The following is a 15,216-nucleotide window of genomic DNA, read 5'->3' as shown; positions in this document are numbered from 1 at the left end:
CATGGTCGAAGCCTAATATTTGCGCAATGACGGCCTTCGTGCGATCCAGGTTTGTACAAATCTCCGCCGGCTGCGTGACGGTCGCCGTGATGCTCGGCGGATGCACCTCCATGCAGAAGGCTCCTGGCACACGAGCGTCGGGCTCTGCATCGTCGGCCCCGCGCCCCTCCGCTTCGCCGCCGGTACTGACCGCACCCCCGCCCGTGCCGGCCAATCTGAAGACCCTGGCGACCGTGCAGCCGCGCTCCGGCGCGTACGGCACGCAGGTCGCCGCCGAGCCCGGAAAGCTCTACGTGCTGTTCTACTGCCTGGGCGGCAAGCTGGTCGTCGACATCGAGGGCATCGCGGCGCTGCCGTTTACGTGCTCCGACACCGAAGTCGTGCCCTACGGCAACGAAATCGAGATCACCCAGACCGGGCCTATCAAGGTCACCATCACACCGGACGACGGGCGGATCGTCTGGACGATGAGCATCGCCGAGTAGCTCGAGCAACCGAAGGTCGGCCGGACCGGCGGGACCGACACTAGGGGCCTGTCACCGGAGTTTCCCCTGGTGACAGGCCCTGTAACCTTGCCGGTGGCGGGTAGAGGATTCGAACCTCTGTAGCTCTCGCGACGGATTTACAGAGTGCCGACAAATCTGGCTTCTATTCACGCCCGACCAGGTGTTTGCAAGGTCCCGTTGTCGCTCGCGGGATCGCCGCCCACGGTCTGCCCAGGGCTCCTTCAGCCTCTAGAACCTGGGTTCATTAGCAAGTACCCACGGCCCGGCGTTCCGCTGGCGGAATGCGCGAGGTTTTTTTTGAAAGGGTCTCCGAGGGAAACAGCACCGTTGCTCCAGTGATCAGCGCCGCAATGGCCAGCATCCACAGCTGGAAGCTCGTCGGCCTATCGCCGAAACCGGCCGCTGCCGCTGCCGCGGCGCCGATAGCCATCATGATCGGCCTCGCGGACCGAACGAGGCTCACTGACCGATCCTGACGGGACGAGCGCACGCATTGAGTCTGGCCGAAGCATGCAACCTCAACAGCAAGATGAATTACCCCAACGCTCCTGTGATCTTGGCATTGATGACGTCGACGCAGTTGGCGTACACGTTCAGCAGGACCGCGACGCCGTGGCCCAGGCGGCGGGCGATCTCCGTTGGCGGCACACCGGCATTCAGCCAGAGCGACGCCGCCGCATTGCGTAGGCCATACGGCCGACGAGCCAGCGGCGAGGCGACCTGTTCGGGACTCAGCGCCTTGATCCGCGCCATCTGCCACCACCGGCTGCAGATCGAGGACGACAGTGGCCCGCCATGGATGCTCCCGGAAGAGCCGGCCATCCTCGGTCACTCCGAACGTCTCTACGTGGTGGCGCAACATCGCGACGAGCTGCGGCGGTAGCGGAACAGGCCGAGTCTCCGACCGCGCCCGGTGCTTCAGCCCTCGCCGCTCGTGTGCCGCGCCGTCGTTCGTCCAGTGCGACCCGACGTGTGGTGCTGTCTCAGCGAGCACCGCCAAGAAGGCGGCCACCCGCTCGGCCCGTTTGCCGAAACTTCGGATGCCGTCGAGCAGTAAGGCGACTTGGTCTGGGTTCGCCACCACCCGCCGGTCGATCGCCTGCGCGATCTCCGGCTTCTGCGCACGACGAGCCGGCACTGCGCTACGGAGCCGGGGGGAGGGGTGCCAACTTCAGGAACGCCGCCCGCGCTCGGCCTGCTGGCGGCGCAAGCGCCGGCATCGGCCGGCGCGGCGAACCACGAGGCCTCAGACGCTCCGCAGTACGTTGTCCGAACTGCCACCCATCCGGTGAAGGGCAGAGGACAAGACGACCGCCGTACCCGGCACTACCGGCCCAGCAGCGACCCGGTGTCGAGCTGGAACGGGAACGGCCGGTCCGAGGCGAGCACAGCGCCGCTCGTGGCTGCAGCGTGCTCGCTGCGTGGGGGAGTTGCACTGGAAGGAGGGTGGCCTCGTGCTGGTGGTGACGCAGCGCGGCGAGGCGGCCGGGGTGGAGATGGCGTACCACGCGGCCGGCGAGGCGCCAGCAATCGCGTTTCTCGACAAGGCGGTCATGCGTAGGCTGCGCGACAGCCTCGACGAGGCGCTACGCGCTCTTGCTGCTGCGTAGGCGCATCGACGCGAATCCCGGCGCCCATGCCTCCAGCGGTGCTCTAAACAACTGGCGGTCGCTTTAACGCAAACAACCTCCATGCCGGGAGCGGAGGTTCTTTGGCGTACGTGGCGACGGGCGTCGCACAAAATCCTAAGCGACGATCCGTCGCCCGTGCCGCGTCCGGGGAACCTGATTATCGGTTATTCAAGTCAAATGACATCCGCACTCTTTCTCCTGCGGTCGCTCTTGGGAAGTAGATGGCACTAATAGTTGCCCCGGTCGCGTGGATCCCCGTCCTCGTCATGCGCGAATTCCTGCTCTTGTGGTTGCCCGTCAATAAGTCGGCTATCGATTGGGCTCCATAGCTCTTTTCCAGATTCAAGCCCACGTAGGACTTCAAACCGGTGTCGTCCCGCCTGGATGCCGGCACCTGGCCTGGAATCTGACCGATCCGTGCCGTGCGATGCGTCGACCAACGCTCCGCTGACGTCGGTGACCGACACTCCTCGCGCGCGATATCCATCGATAGTGTTCAGCAGGCCGTACTCCGCCTGAAGCACGCGTCTCCTTCGTTCGATCTTCGCTACATCTGCGGCGGCGTTGGATTCGAACCAGGCGCGCCGCACCTCTCCGGGCCATCGAGCAATCTGGGGGCCGCGCTTGATCACAAAGCCAACGAAGGCAAGGGATGCATACACCCAACCGTTGTGAAGGACTGACGAGAAGAGCTCGACGACAAGCGAGCCGCTGTGCAGTCGTATCTTCGGAGTTTTAACGTCGATGAGTGTCGAAAACTGGGAAGGAGTGTCGAACACCCAAAGGCCCGTATCGTAAATGATTTGTAGGGATTGCAGAACGTATGTTCCTTGCGCGAGATTGAACTCCCCTGTCGGATCCTGCGTTTCAAAGGTTAGATAAATTGACGAGGCACGTTGAGCCTCAGTCCTTTCCGCCACGTCGTCTCCACGTAAAACGGCCCATGTTGCCCATCGTTCCCAGGGTGAGGTGTGGAGAGCCGGATCGACAGCAACCGAATGGTCATAAAGCGTTCGCTCATCGGTGGTGGCTGACGGAGACCGGCTGCCGGCCGTGGACTTTGACGTCCAGGCGTAGGTGGCGCCGCTTCGCTTGGGCCAGGTGCACTAATGCTGCATCGCAACTGCATCGACAATGGTGGCTTGGCTCATCGGCGGCGCGCCGGATTCCCGGTTGACTTGTCTTCAGGAAGACGAGCCATCGGGGGGAGGTGAGGCATCGATGGAACCGCGTCGGGGTCGGGAGGCTTGCCACTCCCGCACGACGGCCGGCCGCCACGCCGGCGAACGGCCGAACATCCGATCAGGGGCCGGGGCCTGGCCGCGCGACACGTAGGCCGCCCACGTCACGCGGCTGATTGGCGCGCCGACTGAACGCAGGTAGGCCAGGACGTCATCGGTCGTCCACCAGTCCGCGGGCAACTCCTCGCTCATCGTTGGCCAACACTACAGCGCTCTGTTGGCCAAGCGGGCTTGCATGCTTGCTCGAATACAACGTCAAGTTGTATTTTGCTCGTACCGAATACAACGTCGAGTTGTAAAGGAAGGCCATGAACCCCACCCCCTCAGACGGCCCCACGCCCGCGGAACTCCGCGCGATCCAATGCGAATGGCCGCTCATCGAGGCAGAGATGTCGCTCGTCGCCGCCGAGATCCGAGTCCTCACCGCCGACCCGCAGCCGACCTTGCGCGACTGGCACCAACTGCACGGCGCTGAGCGGCGCGTCCTGCGCGAGGCCGCCGCGCTCGTGTGCCGCCGCATCACCGAGGCCCTCGACCCCGTTGCCTGAAAGGAGGCCCGACATGAGCCTCGGCATCTTCTCCCTGATCCTGCTCCGCCTGCTCGCCACGCTCTTCGTCGACCGGCGCACCCGCGGCCGGATCGCCGTCGCCGCGGTGTCCGCGTTCCTGCTCGGCATGGTCGTCGCCGCGTCCAACGGCGTCCTCGCCAAGCCGTCACACGCACTTGTGGATGGCGTGCGCTCGGGCATGACCGCCATCGGCGACTCCCTCGGCGGTGGCAAGTGACCGAACACCTGGTCCGCGTGCGATGGGGCGTGCGCGGCGCCCTGGTCCTGGGCGTCGCCACCTCCGTCGCCGCGAACATCCTGCACGCCGAACCGAACCCGGTCTCGCAGGCCATCTCCGCGTGGCCGCCCCTGGCGTTGCTGCTCACCGTCGAGCTGATCTCGCGGGTACCGGTCCACCGCCGTTCGCTCGCCGCCGTGCGCCTGACCGCCACGGCATGCATCGCTGGCATCGCCGCGTGGGTGTCCTATACGCACATGGCCGGCGGCGCCGCCCGGTACGGGGAGCAGGGCCTCGCGCCATACCTCACCCAGTGGGACCAACGCGAAGGGCCTGTCACCGGAGTTTTCCCTGGTGACAGGCCCTTTAGCCTTGCCGGTGGCGGGTAGAGGATTCGAACCTCTGTAGCTTTCGCGACGGATTTACAGTCCGCTCCCATTGGCCGCTCGGGCAACCCGCCTGGCGGAAGCCAGAATAGCGGTAGGACCCGGGGGCAATGCAAACGGGTACCCTCTGCACGCCCACAACCGTGTATCCAGGTAGCAAGCAGGAGGCGTCCGCCATGGCTTCGGCACCCTCGTTCGACATCGTCAGCAAGGTCGACCGGCAGGAGGTCGACAACGCGCTCAACCAGGCCGAGAAGGAGCTCGCGCAGCGGTTCGACTTCCGCGGGACCGGGGCTGAGATCAAGTGGGCCGGGGAGGAGACGGTCGCGCTCCAGGCTGAGACCGAGGAGCGGGTGGTGGCCGCGCTCGAGGTCTTCAAGGAGAAGCTGGTCAAGCGGAACATCTCGCTCAAGTCGCTCGACGCGGGCGAGCCCCGGGCGTCGGGCAAGACCTACAAGATCGACGCACGGATCGTGCAGGGGATCGAGTCGGACAAGGCCAAGGCGATCTCGAAGAAGATCCGCGACGAGGGCCCGAAGGGCGTCCAGGCCCAGATCCAGGGCGACCAGCTGCGGGTGACCGGCAAGAAGAAGGACGACCTGCAGGCCGTCATCAACCTGCTCAAGCAGGAGGACTTCGGCATCGCCCTGCAGTTCACCAACTACCGCTGAGACGACCGCCACACGGGCCCCAACCGAAAGGCTGGGGCCACGTTCAGCGCAGGGCGCGGATGGCGGTCAGGGTGGTGTGGACGTTGAACTGGTCGCCGTCGTCGCTGTTCCAGCCGCCGTCGCTGCGCTGGGTTTCCGACAGGCGGCGGCGGGCGGTGTTCAGGAGCCAGTCGTCCGCCGACAGGCCCACGCGGCGCAGGGAGGCGAAGAGCCCGGCGGTGTCGGCGGCGGTCATGCCGGGGACACGGTCGGCCAGGGCCACCTGGATCTGGGCTGACTCGTAGAACCACCCCAGGTGGTACAGGACGGCACAGCCCAGCCACCCGGTCACCAGGAACGAGGGCCACGACCCATCGGGCCGCAGCGACGCCCTGAAGGCCTCCGCCGCCCTCGCGATGCGGGCCGCGTGCTCGTCCTCGTCGCCGGGGGCCGGGCCGCCGACGACCAGCCAGAAGGCGGCGTTGGTGGTGAGGAACAGGCGGGCCTCGTCGTCGCCCGGCTGGGCCCACGGCGGGGCGACGCCGGCCAGGGACTCGTCCTCTTCCCACATGCCGTCGGGGCGCTGGCTCTCGCCGAGCCAGCGCAGGGCCTTGCGGGCGGCCGGGCGGTCGATGGCGCCGAGGTCGTCCAGCTCCGCGAGGCGGAAGCAGGTGGCGTCGACCGAGGCCACGTGGGCGCCCCAGTACGCCGGCCAGCCACCCGTCGACGCCTGCCCGACCTCGGCCTTTTCGAGGAGGTCGGGCGGCGGCGTCTGGCCGGTGCGCAGCCAGGCGAGGCGGGCGCGGTCCACGGCATCGCCATGGGCGACGACGTAGCCGATCGCGGCGTCAAGGTCCACCATGGGGCGTACCGTACCGCCTGCCCGCCTCGCCCGGGTGATCCGCTAGTAGACCGGCAGTGAGGGGTCGATGGTCTTCACCCAGGAAACCACCCCGCCCTGCACGTGCACGGCGTCCTTGAAGCCGGCGGCCTTGACGGCGGCGAGCGCCTCGGCCGAGCGGACGCCGCTCTTGCAGTACAGAACGATCTGCTTGTCCTGAGGAAGGCCCGAGAGGGCGTTTCCGTTGAGGATCTCGCCCTTCGGCACGAGCCGCGCGCCGGGGACCCGGACGATCTCCCACTCGGCCGGCTCGCGCACGTCGATGAGCTCGATCGGCTTGCCGGAGTCCTGCCACTCCTTGAGCTCGGTCGCCGTGATCGTGGAACCGATCGCGGCGGCCTGGGCCTCGTCGGAGACCGCGCCGCAGAAGTCGTCGTAGTCGATGAGCCCCGTGACGGTGGGGTTCTCGCCGCAGATCGCGCAGTTCGGGTCCTTGCGCAGCTTGATCTTGCGGTACGACATCTCCAGGGCGTCGTACACCATCAGGCGGCCCAGCAGCGTCTCGCCGACGCCGGTGAGGAGCTTGATCGCCTCGGTGACCTGGATCGCGCCGATCGACGCGCACAGGACGCCGAGCACGCCGCCCTCGGCGCAGGAGGGGACCATGCCGGGCGGGGGCGGCTCGGGGTAGAGGCAGCGGTAGCAGGGGCCGTGCTCGGCCCAGAAGACTGACGCCTGGCCGTCGAAGCGGTAGATCGAACCCCACACGTAGGGCTTGCCGAGCAGCACCGCGGCGTCGTTGACCATGTAGCGCGTCGCGAAGTTGTCGGTGCCGTCGATGATGAGGTCGTACTGCGCGAAGATCTCCATGACGTTGTCGTTGCTGAGCGCCTCGTTGTGCAGCACGACGTTGATCAACGGGTTGATCTCGAGCACCGAGTCGCGGGCCGACTCCGCCTTCGGCCGGCCGATGTCCGACTGGCCGTGGATGACCTGGCGCTGCAGGTTGGACTCGTCCACGGTGTCGAACTCGACGATGCCGAGCGTGCCGACGCCCGCGGCCGCCAGGTAGAGCAGGGCCGGGGACCCGAGGCCGCCCGCGCCCACACACAGCACCTTGGCGTTCTTGAGTCGTTTCTGCCCGGCCACCCCGACGTCGGGAATGATCAGATGGCGCGAATAGCGGCGGACCTCGTCCACCGACAGGTCGGCGGCAGGCTCGACCAGAGGAGGCAACGACATGGTTCTCATTCTGCCGCGCCGGGGTGCCAAACCCGAGTGAGCTACGGCACTTTGGGTCCGGTGTACCGCTTGCCGTCCACGTAGGGCCAGGAGTTCGCCACGCAGCCCTTGAGCCCGTAGGTCTGCTGCATCATGACCGGCGCCGGCTGCCCCTCCCCGGGGCAGGCCTCGTGGCCCCCGCCGAGCTCGTGGCCGGTTTCGTGATTGATGACGTACGTCTGGTAGTCGGCCACCGGCGCGCCGTACTCGGGAATCGCGGTCAGCCAGCGGGCGAGGTTGATGATGACCTTGCCGGTGACGCGGCAGGAGGTGTACCCGTCGGTGTGCAGCCCGGCCGTCGCGCACATCGCCTCGGAGGTGGTGGGCGTGGCCAGGAACACCGTGAAGTCCGCGGCGCCGTCCCCCGCCACCCGCTGCAGCCGCAGGTCGCCGCCGGCGGTCCACCCGCGCGGGTCGGCGTAGGTCTTCTCGACCGCGGCGGCGAACGCGTCGGCCTGCTGCCCGGCGCCGTTCTCGACGGCCACGCGGTACTTCTTCAGCGCCCCCGCCGCCCCGGCGATCGGCCCGGCGGTGGTGGCGTAGGCGAACGTCCCGTCGCCCTTGGCCGGCCCGGCCTCCGGCGGCGGGCTGGCCGGCTGCGACGGCGGGGCCAGCATCGGCGTCTCGCTGTGCGTGGGCGCGGCGGCCGGCGCCGCGTCGTCGGCGAAGAGCATCTGGCGGCCCATGCCGAGGATCGCGACGAGCCCGGCGGACGCCATCACGCCGGCCACCGTGTACCGGCGGCGGCGGGCCTCCTCGCGACGGCGGTGGCGGGCGGCCCGCACCATGTCGCGAGCGGCCGTGAGGTCGCTCGGCAGTGGCTCCGGCTCCCGCCGGCGGTCGCTGATCAGCCGACTCACCATCGACGCTCAGCTTGCCATGCGCACCCTCGCGACGCGCGACCGGACCGTCCCCTGCACCTGTACCGCAACCGACGGCTCGCCCGCCGCGCCGACCTCGTCCAGCAGGCCGAAGACCGCGCGGGCGACCGAGCGGGGCACCTCCATCTGGGCGACGTGGCCGACGCCCTCGAGCATCATCAGCCGGCTGTCCGGGATCAGCCGGGCGACCTGCGGCGCGGTGCGGATGTCCACGAGCTTGTCCTGCCGCCCGGCGATGACCAGGGTCGGCGCGGTGATCCGGGCGGCGGACCGCCAGATGGAGCCCTCACCCGGCAGGTACGCCCGCAGGAAGCTGCTGACCAGGCCTCGGAGGCTGCCGACGTAGGCCTCGGCGTACCACGGCACCTGATGGCGCAGGCGCGCCTCCTCGATCGCCTCCAGCCGCCGCTGTTCGGGGTAGCGGGTCGGGTCGGCGTAGCAGGAGTCGATCACCATGGCGGCGAGCTCCTCGGGGTCCATCGCCGCCATTCGGCGCCCCACCAGTCGCGTCACGTTGGGCAGCAGCAGGAACGGCACGACCCGCCCCTGCAGGGAGCGGCGCGGGTCGAGGAACGGCATCGCCGGCGAGATCAGCGTCAGCGTGCGGACCAGGTCGGGGCGCTTCGCGGCCGCCTTGACGCTCGCGGCGCCGCCCATCGAGTTGCCGAGCAGGTGGACCGGGCCGCGGTCGCTGTGCTCGATCCAGCGGATGATGTGGTTGGCCATCGCGTCGAGGCTGTAGCTGCGGGCGCGGCCGCTGTAGCCGAAGCCGGGCAGGTCGATGGCCTGCCCGTCCAGCGCCACCCCGTCGGTGCGGGCGGCGAGGATGCCGGCCAGGTCGGTCCAGTTGGTCGACGAGCCGCCGAGGCCGTGGATGTAGAGCGCGGGCTCGGCACCGGGGCGGCCGGACGGGGTGTCGCGGACGAACGCGACCGATCCGTCGAGCTCGACCTCTCGCCCCGGCCACCGCTCCGGCAGTTGCTCAGGTGTCGGGACGGTGAACTCTGGGACAAGAGACGCGCGCTTCATGACCCAAGTGTGCCCCGGCTGGGCGAACTCCACGCGATCTTGTCACGGTTACGGCAGCAATGCTTCCAATCGCCGGTTCACCGCCGCCATCGTCGCGCGCACCACGGCCTGGCGGGAGTCGCCATCGCCCGACACCACCGCGGAGCCGGTCAGCTGTTCCACGAAGCCGTCGTACATCAGGAGCAGCACGACGACCGCCACCTCGCACCCGCCGAGGGCGACCACGGCGGCGTGCTCGATGTAGCAGCGCGCCCGGATGCTGGCGTCGGAGTCGACGAGCAGCTGGTCGATGGCGGAGGCGGCGGCCAGGGCGGCCAGCTTCAGCATGTAGCCGTCGAAGTTGGGCCCGCTGGCCACGCCGATGGCCGGCTGGTTGTCGGCGGTCAGGCGCACCTCGACGGTGGCGTCGATGCCCTGCGTGTTGACGTCGACCGACTCGATGACGACCCGCGGCGAGACGATCGCGCCCGGGTTGGGGGTCAGCGCGGGCGCCTTGGGCTCGGTGGGCCGGCGCGCACCGGTGCTGACCGGGCGCCGGCGGCGGGCCTCGCGGCCGTACCCGGGCAGGGCGCTGTGCGGCCGCGCCGGCGGGCGGGGTGGCGTCACGGTCGAGACCGACTCGTCGGCCGGCGCCGGCGCGGGCGCCACCTCGTCGGGCAGCAGCGGGTTCTGCTCGGCCGACAGCCCCATGGTGTCGTTGAGCATCCGCGCGACGATCCGGCTGACCTGCCCGGCGTCGGCCTCGTCGGCCAGCTCCAGGCGCAGCGTGTGCAGGCCGTCGGCGTTCTGGCGCAGGGTCGCCCGGTGCACGCCGGAGACGGTCTGCACCGCCCGCAGCACGCTCTGCACGTCGAAGCCGTCGGGGCGGTCGTCGGGGCTCTCCGGCCCGCCGTCCTCGTCCTCGCGCAGCTTGTTGGTGATCCGGGTGAGCTCGGGGGCGCCGACCGCCACGGGCTGCGGCTCGACCGCGGGCACCGGCGGCACGTCCGGCTCGGACGGCACGCGCTGGGGCAGTTCGAGCGGGTCGTACTCCGGCTGCGGCATGTCGTCGGCGAAGGTCGGCATGACGGGCTCGGCGGGCGCCATCGCGGCGGCCGAGCCGAGCAGGACCGGTGGCAGGGGGCCGACCAGCGGATCGTTCTCCGGCATGCGCTGGGCCGGGACGGGCTGCGGCTGGGGCGGGGTGGGCTCCGGCAGCGGTACGGTGGCCGGCCGCGGCACCTCGGGCTCGTGCTGGACGGGCGAGTGCGTCGGGGAGGCCCAGTCGAACTCGGGCTGCGCCGGCTCGGGGGCCCAGTGCCGCTGCTCGGGCTGGTAGGGCCGCTGCTCCTGCTGGTAGGCGGGGCCCTGCGGCTGGTAGACCGGCTGCTCCTGCGAGTAGGCGGGCTGCTCCTGCGAGTAAGCCGGCTGTTCCTGCTGGTAGGCCGGCTGTTCCTGCTGGTAGGCCGGCTGTTCCTGCTGGTAGACCGGCTGCTCCTGCGGGTAGGGCTGGTACTGCTGCTCCTGCTGCTGGTACTGCTGTTCCTGGTGGAACTGCTGTTCCTGCTGGTACTGCTGCTCCTGGTGGAACTGCTGCTGGCCCTGCTGGTACTGGCGGTACCTGTAGCCCCACTCGGACTGCCCGGCCTGCTGCTGCTCGGCGACCCGGTCGAGGGCGGAGGGCGCCTGCTCGTACTGGGGCTGCTCGTACTCGTACGGCTGCTGGTCATAAGGCCGCTGCGGCGGCGCGGCCTCGAAGGCGGGCTGCCCGGACACCGGACGGCGCGTCTCGCCCGAGTTCTCGACCGACAGCGCACCGTAGACGGTGCCCGGCGGCGGCGCGGCCGGGACGCTCTTGGACTCGCCGGTCTGGCTGGACGTGGGCCAGCCCTGCCCGTCCGGTCCGTAGTGGCCGTAGTGCAGCGTCGAGGTCGGCGGCTGGGGCGGTGGCGGCGCCGAGACCGGCGGGCTCATCGGGGCCAGCATGTCGGAATACGGACTGCGCACTTCGGCACGCCCGCGTGATCCGCCGTTGCCGTTGATCCCGTTGCCGTTGATGCCATTTCCATTGACGCCGTTGCCGTTTCCATTGACGACGGCCCGGCCGGCGATCGCGCCGGTGGGCGGCTCGCGCCAGGCGGAGACGATCGCCTCGAGGGCGTCGTCGCTGGGTCCGGTAGCCCCGTTGACCTGCGATTCCGGGCGCGGCGCCCGACCTCGGTTCAGGCCCGGGCCCGTGCCAGGGTACGCGCCAGCCGCGTCCGGGCTACCCGCTTGCCCCGTTTCGTCCACCGCACGCTCCTCCGTCGCCCCTAGGTGAGGCTACCGTGTGGCTGGAAAGGGGGTAAGTTGCAATCTCGACCCAAATCCGGATGGTGAACATGACCTCGGCGATGAGCGGCACGCAGTCGGCCGGCAGGCCCGTGCGGCTGCCCCGGTCGGCACGGCGCAAGCAACTGCTCGCCGCGGCGCAGCAGGTCTTCGTGGCACAGGGCTACCACGCGGCGGCGATGGACGACATCGCCGAGCGTGCCGGTGTGTCCAAGCCGGTGTTGTACCAGCACTTCCCGGGCAAGCTCGAGCTGTACCTCGCCCTGCTCGACACGCACTGTGAGGCCATGGTGTCCCGGGTGCGCTCGGCGATGGAGGCGACGACCGACAACAAGGATCGGGTGCGCGGCGCCATCCAGGCCTACTTCGACTTCATCGACCACGAGAGCGAAGCGTTCCGGCTGGTCTTCGAGTCCGACCTGCGCAACGACCCGGCCGTGCGCGAGCGCGTGGACCGCGTCGAGACCGGCTGCATCGCCGCCATCACCGACACGATCATGGCGGACACCGGCGTCAGCCGCGCCCGCGCCGAACTGCTCGCCTCCGGCCTGGTCGGGGCGGCCGAGATCGCGGCCCGGTTCTGGCTGGCCGGCGGCCGGCAGGTCGAGAAGGCCGAAGCGGAGAGTCTGCTGACCGCGCTGTCGTGGCGAGGGATCGCGAGCTTCCCCCTGCACGGCGAACACGCCTGATCGCGTTAATCTTCAGACACACTGGGTGTGTGCGCCCGATTTAGGAGGATGACGTGGAGGTCAAGATCGGCGTGCAGTACGCGCCTCGGGAGCTGGTGCTGGAGAGCAACCAGTCGCCGGCCGAGGTCGAGTCTGCGGTCACCGACGCGATCAACGGTGGCGATAAAGGTGTTCTGTCCCTGGTCGACGACAAGGGTCGCCGGGTGATCGTGCCCGTCGGCAAGCTGGCCTACGTGGAGATCGCCGAGTCCTCGCCGCGGCCGGTCGGGTTCTCCGCGGCTCGCTGAGGTTTCGCGGCAACCGAAGGGGCCCCCGGGTTGGGGGCCCTTTTTCATGCCTTCAGCCCCACTTTGTCCCGATAAGTCGGGCGCTGGCGCGCCACGACTTATCGGATTTATGCCCCGTCAGGTTATAAGTCCGAAATGTCGCGGCGCGCCAGCGCCCGACATTTCGGTACAAAAGCCCGCTAGTTGTTCAGGCCCACGGCGCTCATGCGGGCCGTATGGGCCGAGGTCAGGCGCCTGAGCAGGGCCTGGAAGTCGGCGCCGTGGATGGCGAGCAGGGCGGCCAGGGACGGGCGCTCCCCGGCCACCCGCAGGGCCTGGGAGATGCCCTCGCCGACCAGGCGGCGGGCCCACATCGACAGGCGGTTGGCCACCTTCGGATCGAGGGCGATCGCGGCCCGCAGCTCGTCGGCGGCGAAGTCGGCGTGCACCGAGTCGTGCAGTACGTCGAGGATAAGGTCCCGGTCGGGGGCGACGAGGACGGCGGCGACCTCGCGGGTGAAGTCGTCGGCGATGCCGTCGCCGACGTAGGCCTTGGTCAGACCCTCCAGCCAGTCGTTGGGCTCGGTCTGCTCGTGGTAGTCCGACACGGCCCGCACGTAGGGCCGCATGGCGGCCTCGGGGTCGGCGCCGAGCTCGTGCAGGCGGTCGGCCAGGCGGCGGTAGTTGGTGATCTCACGGGCCGCCATCTCGCTGAGCACTGCACGGCGGCGCAGGTCAGGGGCCAGACGGGCGTCGGCGGCCATGCGGTCGAAGGCGACCAGCTCGCCGTAGGCGAGCATGCCCAGCAGGTCGACGACCGCCTCCTGGGGCGGTTCGGCGCCGATCTGGTCGGCCGGGGTGACATCGGACACGTCGGCACAGTACCTCGCCGGATCACCCGGCGGGTGGTGCGCAGTGTCGCGCAGTGTCGTGCGCGGATCCGCCGGCGTGTCGGTACAATGGCCCAAATAGCCCTGGGCGGACCCTAGCCCTGGCAAACCGGCGCTTGTAGCCCGCGACCGTTGCGGCCGGAGCCGACCGGACGGAAGCCGATCAAGGCGGACGCCGATCGAGTCGGACCCTGAACCGTCAACCGGTTGCGTGTGGCCCGCGCCGTATACCGATTGAGCGCACCCGGCACTTCAGGGGCGCTCCCGCGAGAGAGACACCCCGGCAAAACATGACAATCGACAACACTGAGGCCGCCGAGACGGTGGCCTCCCGCGCTCCCGTACGCGACGACAGCCCCTCCTTCGCCGACCTCGGCGCCCGGCCCGAGACCGTGGCCGCGCTCGCGGCGGTCGGCATCACCCGCGCCTTCGCCATCCAGGAATACGCCGTGCCGATCGCGCTGCGCGGCACCGACCTGATCGGCCAGGCGCCGACCGGCACCGGCAAGACCCTCGGCTTCGGCGTGCCGCTGCTCGACCGGGTCACCGCGCCCGGCGAGGGCGCCGACGGGCTGCCCCAGGCGCTCGTCGTGGTGCCGACCCGCGAGCTGGGCCTGCAGGTGGCCCGCGACATCGCCGCCGCCGGCAAGACCCGCGGCGTGCGGGTCCTGCCGCTGTACGGCGGGGTCGCGTACGAGCCGCAGATCGAGGCGCTGCGCAACGGCGTCGAGCTCGTGGTCGGCACGCCCGGCCGCCTGCTGGACCTGGCCAAGGGCAAGCACCTGCGGCTGCACGCGGTGCGCGCGCTGGTCCTCGACGAGGCCGACCGGATGCTCGACCTCGGGTTCCTCGACGACGTCGAGCGCATCCTCACGCTGCTGCCCGAGGAGCGCCAGACGATGCTCTTCTCGGCGACGATGCCCGACCCGATCGTGACGCTGGCCCGGCGGTTCCTGCGCCAGCCGATGACGATCCACGCGCACCACGACGCCAACACGGGCCCGTCGCCGCTGACGAAGCAGTTCGTGTACCGCACCCACCCGCTCAACAAGATCGAGATCGTGGCCCGGGTGCTGCAGGCGACCGACCGCGGCCTGACCATGATCTTCTGCCGTACCAAGCGGGCCGCCGACCGCGTCGCCGAGGACCTCGACTTCCGCGGGTTCGCGGCCGCCGCCGTCCACGGCGACCTTGGCCAGGGCGCCCGCGAGCGGGCCCTGCGCGCCTTCCGGGCGGGCAAGATCGACGTGCTCGTCGCCACCGACGTCGCCGCCCGTGGCCTCGACGTCTCCGGCGTCACGCACGTCATCAACTACGACTGCCCGGAGGACCCGGACACGTACACCCACCGCATCGGCCGCACCGGCCGGGCCGGCGCCACCGGCGTCGCGGTGACGTTCGTGGACTGGGAGGACATGCCCCGCTGGCGGATCATCGACAAGAGCCTGGGCATGGACCTGCCGGAGCCTCCGGAGACGTACCACACGTCGGCGCACCTGCTGACCGACATCGACATCCCCGAGGGCACCACGGGCTCCCTGCCGACGGCCGACCGCAAGCGGGCCGGGCTGTCCGCCGAGAAGCTCGAGGACATCGAGGGCAAGCCGCGTGGGCGGGGGCGTTCGCGCTCCCGGGGACGATCGTCGGCGCCTTCGTCGTCCGCGCCGGACACCGCCGAGTCGAGCGAGCCGCGGCGTCAGCGGCGGCGCCGGCGGCGGGGCGAGGTCGACGCGGCCGAGCACGCCGAGTCGACCGCCACGCAGGCCGAGGCCACGCTGCCCGAGTCGGCCGCGGGCGTCGGCGAGGAGGCGGCCGCCGCGCCGCGCCGC

The 15,216-nt window shown here is 69.9% G+C and carries 17 protein-coding genes, 1 tRNA gene and 1 pseudogene; 9 read left to right on the top strand and 10 right to left on the bottom strand.

Translation table 11 applies throughout. From position 1 onward, the window contains the following. Positions 1-26 precede the first annotated feature (26 nt). Entirely contained in the window at positions 27-485 is a 459-nt protein-coding gene (locus ABD352_RS30405) for a hypothetical protein (RefSeq protein ID WP_344615949.1), read from the top strand. 265 nt (positions 486-750) lie between these two features. Here the strand turns inward: ABD352_RS30405 and ABD352_RS30400 are convergent, their stop codons facing one another. Together ABD352_RS30400 and ABD352_RS30395 are read right to left on the bottom strand one after the other, a co-directional pair. Further along, a complete protein-coding gene (locus ABD352_RS30400; protein ID WP_344615948.1) occupies positions 751-969 on the bottom strand; it encodes a hypothetical protein in 219 nt (72 codons plus the stop codon). A 71-nt stretch (positions 970-1,040) separates the two neighbouring features. Then, on the bottom strand, positions 1,041-1,259 hold the full coding sequence (locus ABD352_RS30395; protein WP_344615947.1) for a site-specific integrase: 219 nt from the start codon (positions 1,257-1,259) through the stop codon (positions 1,041-1,043). Between the two features lie 668 nt (positions 1,260-1,927). Between ABD352_RS30395 and ABD352_RS30390 the strand changes: the two genes are divergently transcribed. Beyond that, positions 1,928-2,116 carry a hypothetical protein gene (locus ABD352_RS30390; protein ID WP_344615946.1) on the top strand — a complete coding sequence of 63 codons (189 nt, stop codon included), beginning with the start codon at positions 1,928-1,930 and terminating at the stop codon, positions 2,114-2,116. Positions 2,117-2,364: 248 nt separating this feature from the next. Here the strand turns inward: ABD352_RS30390 and ABD352_RS30385 are convergent, their stop codons facing one another. Continuing rightward, positions 2,365-3,057, bottom strand: a complete 693-nt coding sequence (locus ABD352_RS30385; RefSeq protein WP_344615945.1) for a hypothetical protein — start codon at positions 3,055-3,057, stop codon at positions 2,365-2,367. 629 nt (positions 3,058-3,686) lie between these two features. On the opposite strand from ABD352_RS30385, the gene ABD352_RS30380 reads away from it, so the two are divergent. The 3 genes and pseudogenes from ABD352_RS30380 to ABD352_RS30370 form a co-directional block, all read left to right on the top strand. After that, complete coding sequence (locus tag ABD352_RS30380; RefSeq protein WP_344615944.1) at positions 3,687-3,926, top strand: DUF6284 family protein; 240 nt, start codon at positions 3,687-3,689, stop codon at positions 3,924-3,926. Positions 3,927-3,939: 13 nt separating this feature from the next. Beyond that, positions 3,940-4,164 carry a hypothetical protein gene (locus ABD352_RS30375; RefSeq protein ID WP_344615943.1) on the top strand — a complete coding sequence of 75 codons (225 nt, stop codon included), beginning with the start codon at positions 3,940-3,942 and terminating at the stop codon, positions 4,162-4,164. Further along, a pseudogene (locus ABD352_RS30370) lies at positions 4,161-4,472 on the top strand (DUF2637 domain-containing protein); the annotation flags it as partial. The gene ABD352_RS30375 and the pseudogene ABD352_RS30370, both read left to right, overlap by 4 nt. A 71-nt stretch (positions 4,473-4,543) precedes the next feature. On the opposite strand, the gene ABD352_RS30365 reads toward ABD352_RS30370, so the two are convergent. Beyond that, positions 4,544-4,624, bottom strand: a tRNA-Tyr gene (locus tag ABD352_RS30365). A 102-nt stretch (positions 4,625-4,726) separates the two neighbouring features. Between ABD352_RS30365 and ABD352_RS30360 the strand changes: the two genes are divergently transcribed. Next, the gene (locus ABD352_RS30360) at positions 4,727-5,221 is read left to right on the top strand and encodes a YajQ family cyclic di-GMP-binding protein (protein ID WP_344615941.1); all 495 of its coding nucleotides are present in this window, start codon (positions 4,727-4,729) and stop codon (positions 5,219-5,221) included. 43 nt (positions 5,222-5,264) lie between these two features. Here ABD352_RS30360 and ABD352_RS30355 read toward each other — a convergent pair whose 3' ends face one another. Genes ABD352_RS30355 through ABD352_RS30335 form a run of 5 tightly spaced genes read right to left on the bottom strand, consistent with a single transcriptional unit; the run spans position 5,265 to position 11,503 of the window. Beyond that, complete coding sequence (locus tag ABD352_RS30355) at positions 5,265-6,062, bottom strand: prenyltransferase/squalene oxidase repeat-containing protein (protein WP_344615940.1); 798 nt, start codon at positions 6,060-6,062, stop codon at positions 5,265-5,267. 42 nt (positions 6,063-6,104) lie between these two features. Continuing rightward, on the bottom strand, positions 6,105-7,283 hold the full coding sequence (gene moeZ / locus ABD352_RS30350; protein ID WP_344615939.1) for an adenylyltransferase/sulfurtransferase MoeZ: 1,179 nt from the start codon (positions 7,281-7,283) through the stop codon (positions 6,105-6,107). 41 nt (positions 7,284-7,324) lie between these two features. After that, positions 7,325-8,185: a DUF3152 domain-containing protein gene (locus tag ABD352_RS30345; protein ID WP_344615938.1), complete on the bottom strand. Its 861-nt coding sequence runs from the start codon at positions 8,183-8,185 to the stop codon at positions 7,325-7,327. 6 nt (positions 8,186-8,191) lie between these two features. Beyond that, positions 8,192-9,232 carry an alpha/beta fold hydrolase gene (locus tag ABD352_RS30340; RefSeq protein WP_344615937.1) on the bottom strand — a complete coding sequence of 347 codons (1,041 nt, stop codon included), beginning with the start codon at positions 9,230-9,232 and terminating at the stop codon, positions 8,192-8,194. A 48-nt stretch (positions 9,233-9,280) separates the two neighbouring features. Next, positions 9,281-11,503: a hypothetical protein gene (locus ABD352_RS30335; protein ID WP_344615936.1), complete on the bottom strand. Its 2,223-nt coding sequence runs from the start codon at positions 11,501-11,503 to the stop codon at positions 9,281-9,283. Between the two features lie 89 nt (positions 11,504-11,592). Between ABD352_RS30335 and ABD352_RS30330 the strand changes: the two genes are divergently transcribed. Both ABD352_RS30330 and ABD352_RS30325 read left to right on the top strand, forming a co-directional pair. Next, the gene (locus ABD352_RS30330) at positions 11,593-12,231 is read left to right on the top strand and encodes a TetR/AcrR family transcriptional regulator (RefSeq protein ID WP_344616049.1); all 639 of its coding nucleotides are present in this window, start codon (positions 11,593-11,595) and stop codon (positions 12,229-12,231) included. A gap of 53 nt (positions 12,232-12,284) precedes the next feature. Then, entirely contained in the window at positions 12,285-12,518 is a 234-nt protein-coding gene (locus tag ABD352_RS30325; protein WP_344615935.1) for a DUF3107 domain-containing protein, read from the top strand. Between the two features lie 179 nt (positions 12,519-12,697). On the opposite strand, the gene ABD352_RS30320 is transcribed toward ABD352_RS30325, so the two are convergent. Next, positions 12,698-13,369 (bottom strand): ferritin-like fold-containing protein, encoded by a 672-nt coding sequence (locus ABD352_RS30320; protein ID WP_344615934.1) that lies wholly within the window; start codon positions 13,367-13,369, stop codon positions 12,698-12,700. 308 nt (positions 13,370-13,677) lie between these two features. Between ABD352_RS30320 and ABD352_RS30315 the strand changes: the two genes are divergently transcribed. Beyond that, on the top strand, positions 13,678-15,216 hold a 1,539-nt coding region (locus ABD352_RS30315), incomplete at its 3' end, for a DEAD/DEAH box helicase (RefSeq protein ID WP_344615933.1).

Source organism: Dactylosporangium salmoneum (genome assembly GCF_039532525.1).
Classification (GTDB): Bacteria; Actinomycetota; Actinomycetes; order Mycobacteriales; family Micromonosporaceae; genus Dactylosporangium; species Dactylosporangium salmoneum.
The sequence above is the reverse complement of the archived record's forward strand: the minus strand, read 5'-3'. Positions and strand labels throughout refer to the sequence as shown.

Bases quoted from the DNA above. Each gene is read 5' to 3' on its own strand.
- ABD352_RS30355 (WP_344615940.1), bottom strand. From the start codon at position 6,062: ATGGTGGACCTTGACGCCGCGATCGGCTACGTCGTCGCCCATGGCGAT.
- ABD352_RS30405 (WP_344615949.1), top strand. From the start codon at position 27: ATGACGGCCTTCGTGCGATCCAGGTTTGTACAAATCTCCGCCGGCTGC.
- ABD352_RS30395 (WP_344615947.1), bottom strand. From the start codon at position 1,259: ATGGCGCGGATCAAGGCGCTGAGTCCCGAACAGGTCGCCTCGCCGCTG.
- ABD352_RS30340 (WP_344615937.1), bottom strand. From the start codon at position 9,232: ATGAAGCGCGCGTCTCTTGTCCCAGAGTTCACCGTCCCGACACCTGAG.
- moeZ (WP_344615939.1), bottom strand. From the start codon at position 7,283: ATGTCGTTGCCTCCTCTGGTCGAGCCTGCCGCCGACCTGTCGGTGGAC.
- ABD352_RS30330 (WP_344616049.1), top strand. From the start codon at position 11,593: ATGACCTCGGCGATGAGCGGCACGCAGTCGGCCGGCAGGCCCGTGCGG.
- ABD352_RS30380 (WP_344615944.1), top strand. From the start codon at position 3,687: ATGAACCCCACCCCCTCAGACGGCCCCACGCCCGCGGAACTCCGCGCG.
- ABD352_RS30375 (WP_344615943.1), top strand. From the start codon at position 3,940: ATGAGCCTCGGCATCTTCTCCCTGATCCTGCTCCGCCTGCTCGCCACG.
- ABD352_RS30345 (WP_344615938.1), bottom strand. From the start codon at position 8,185: ATGGTGAGTCGGCTGATCAGCGACCGCCGGCGGGAGCCGGAGCCACTG.
- ABD352_RS30360 (WP_344615941.1), top strand. From the start codon at position 4,727: ATGGCTTCGGCACCCTCGTTCGACATCGTCAGCAAGGTCGACCGGCAG.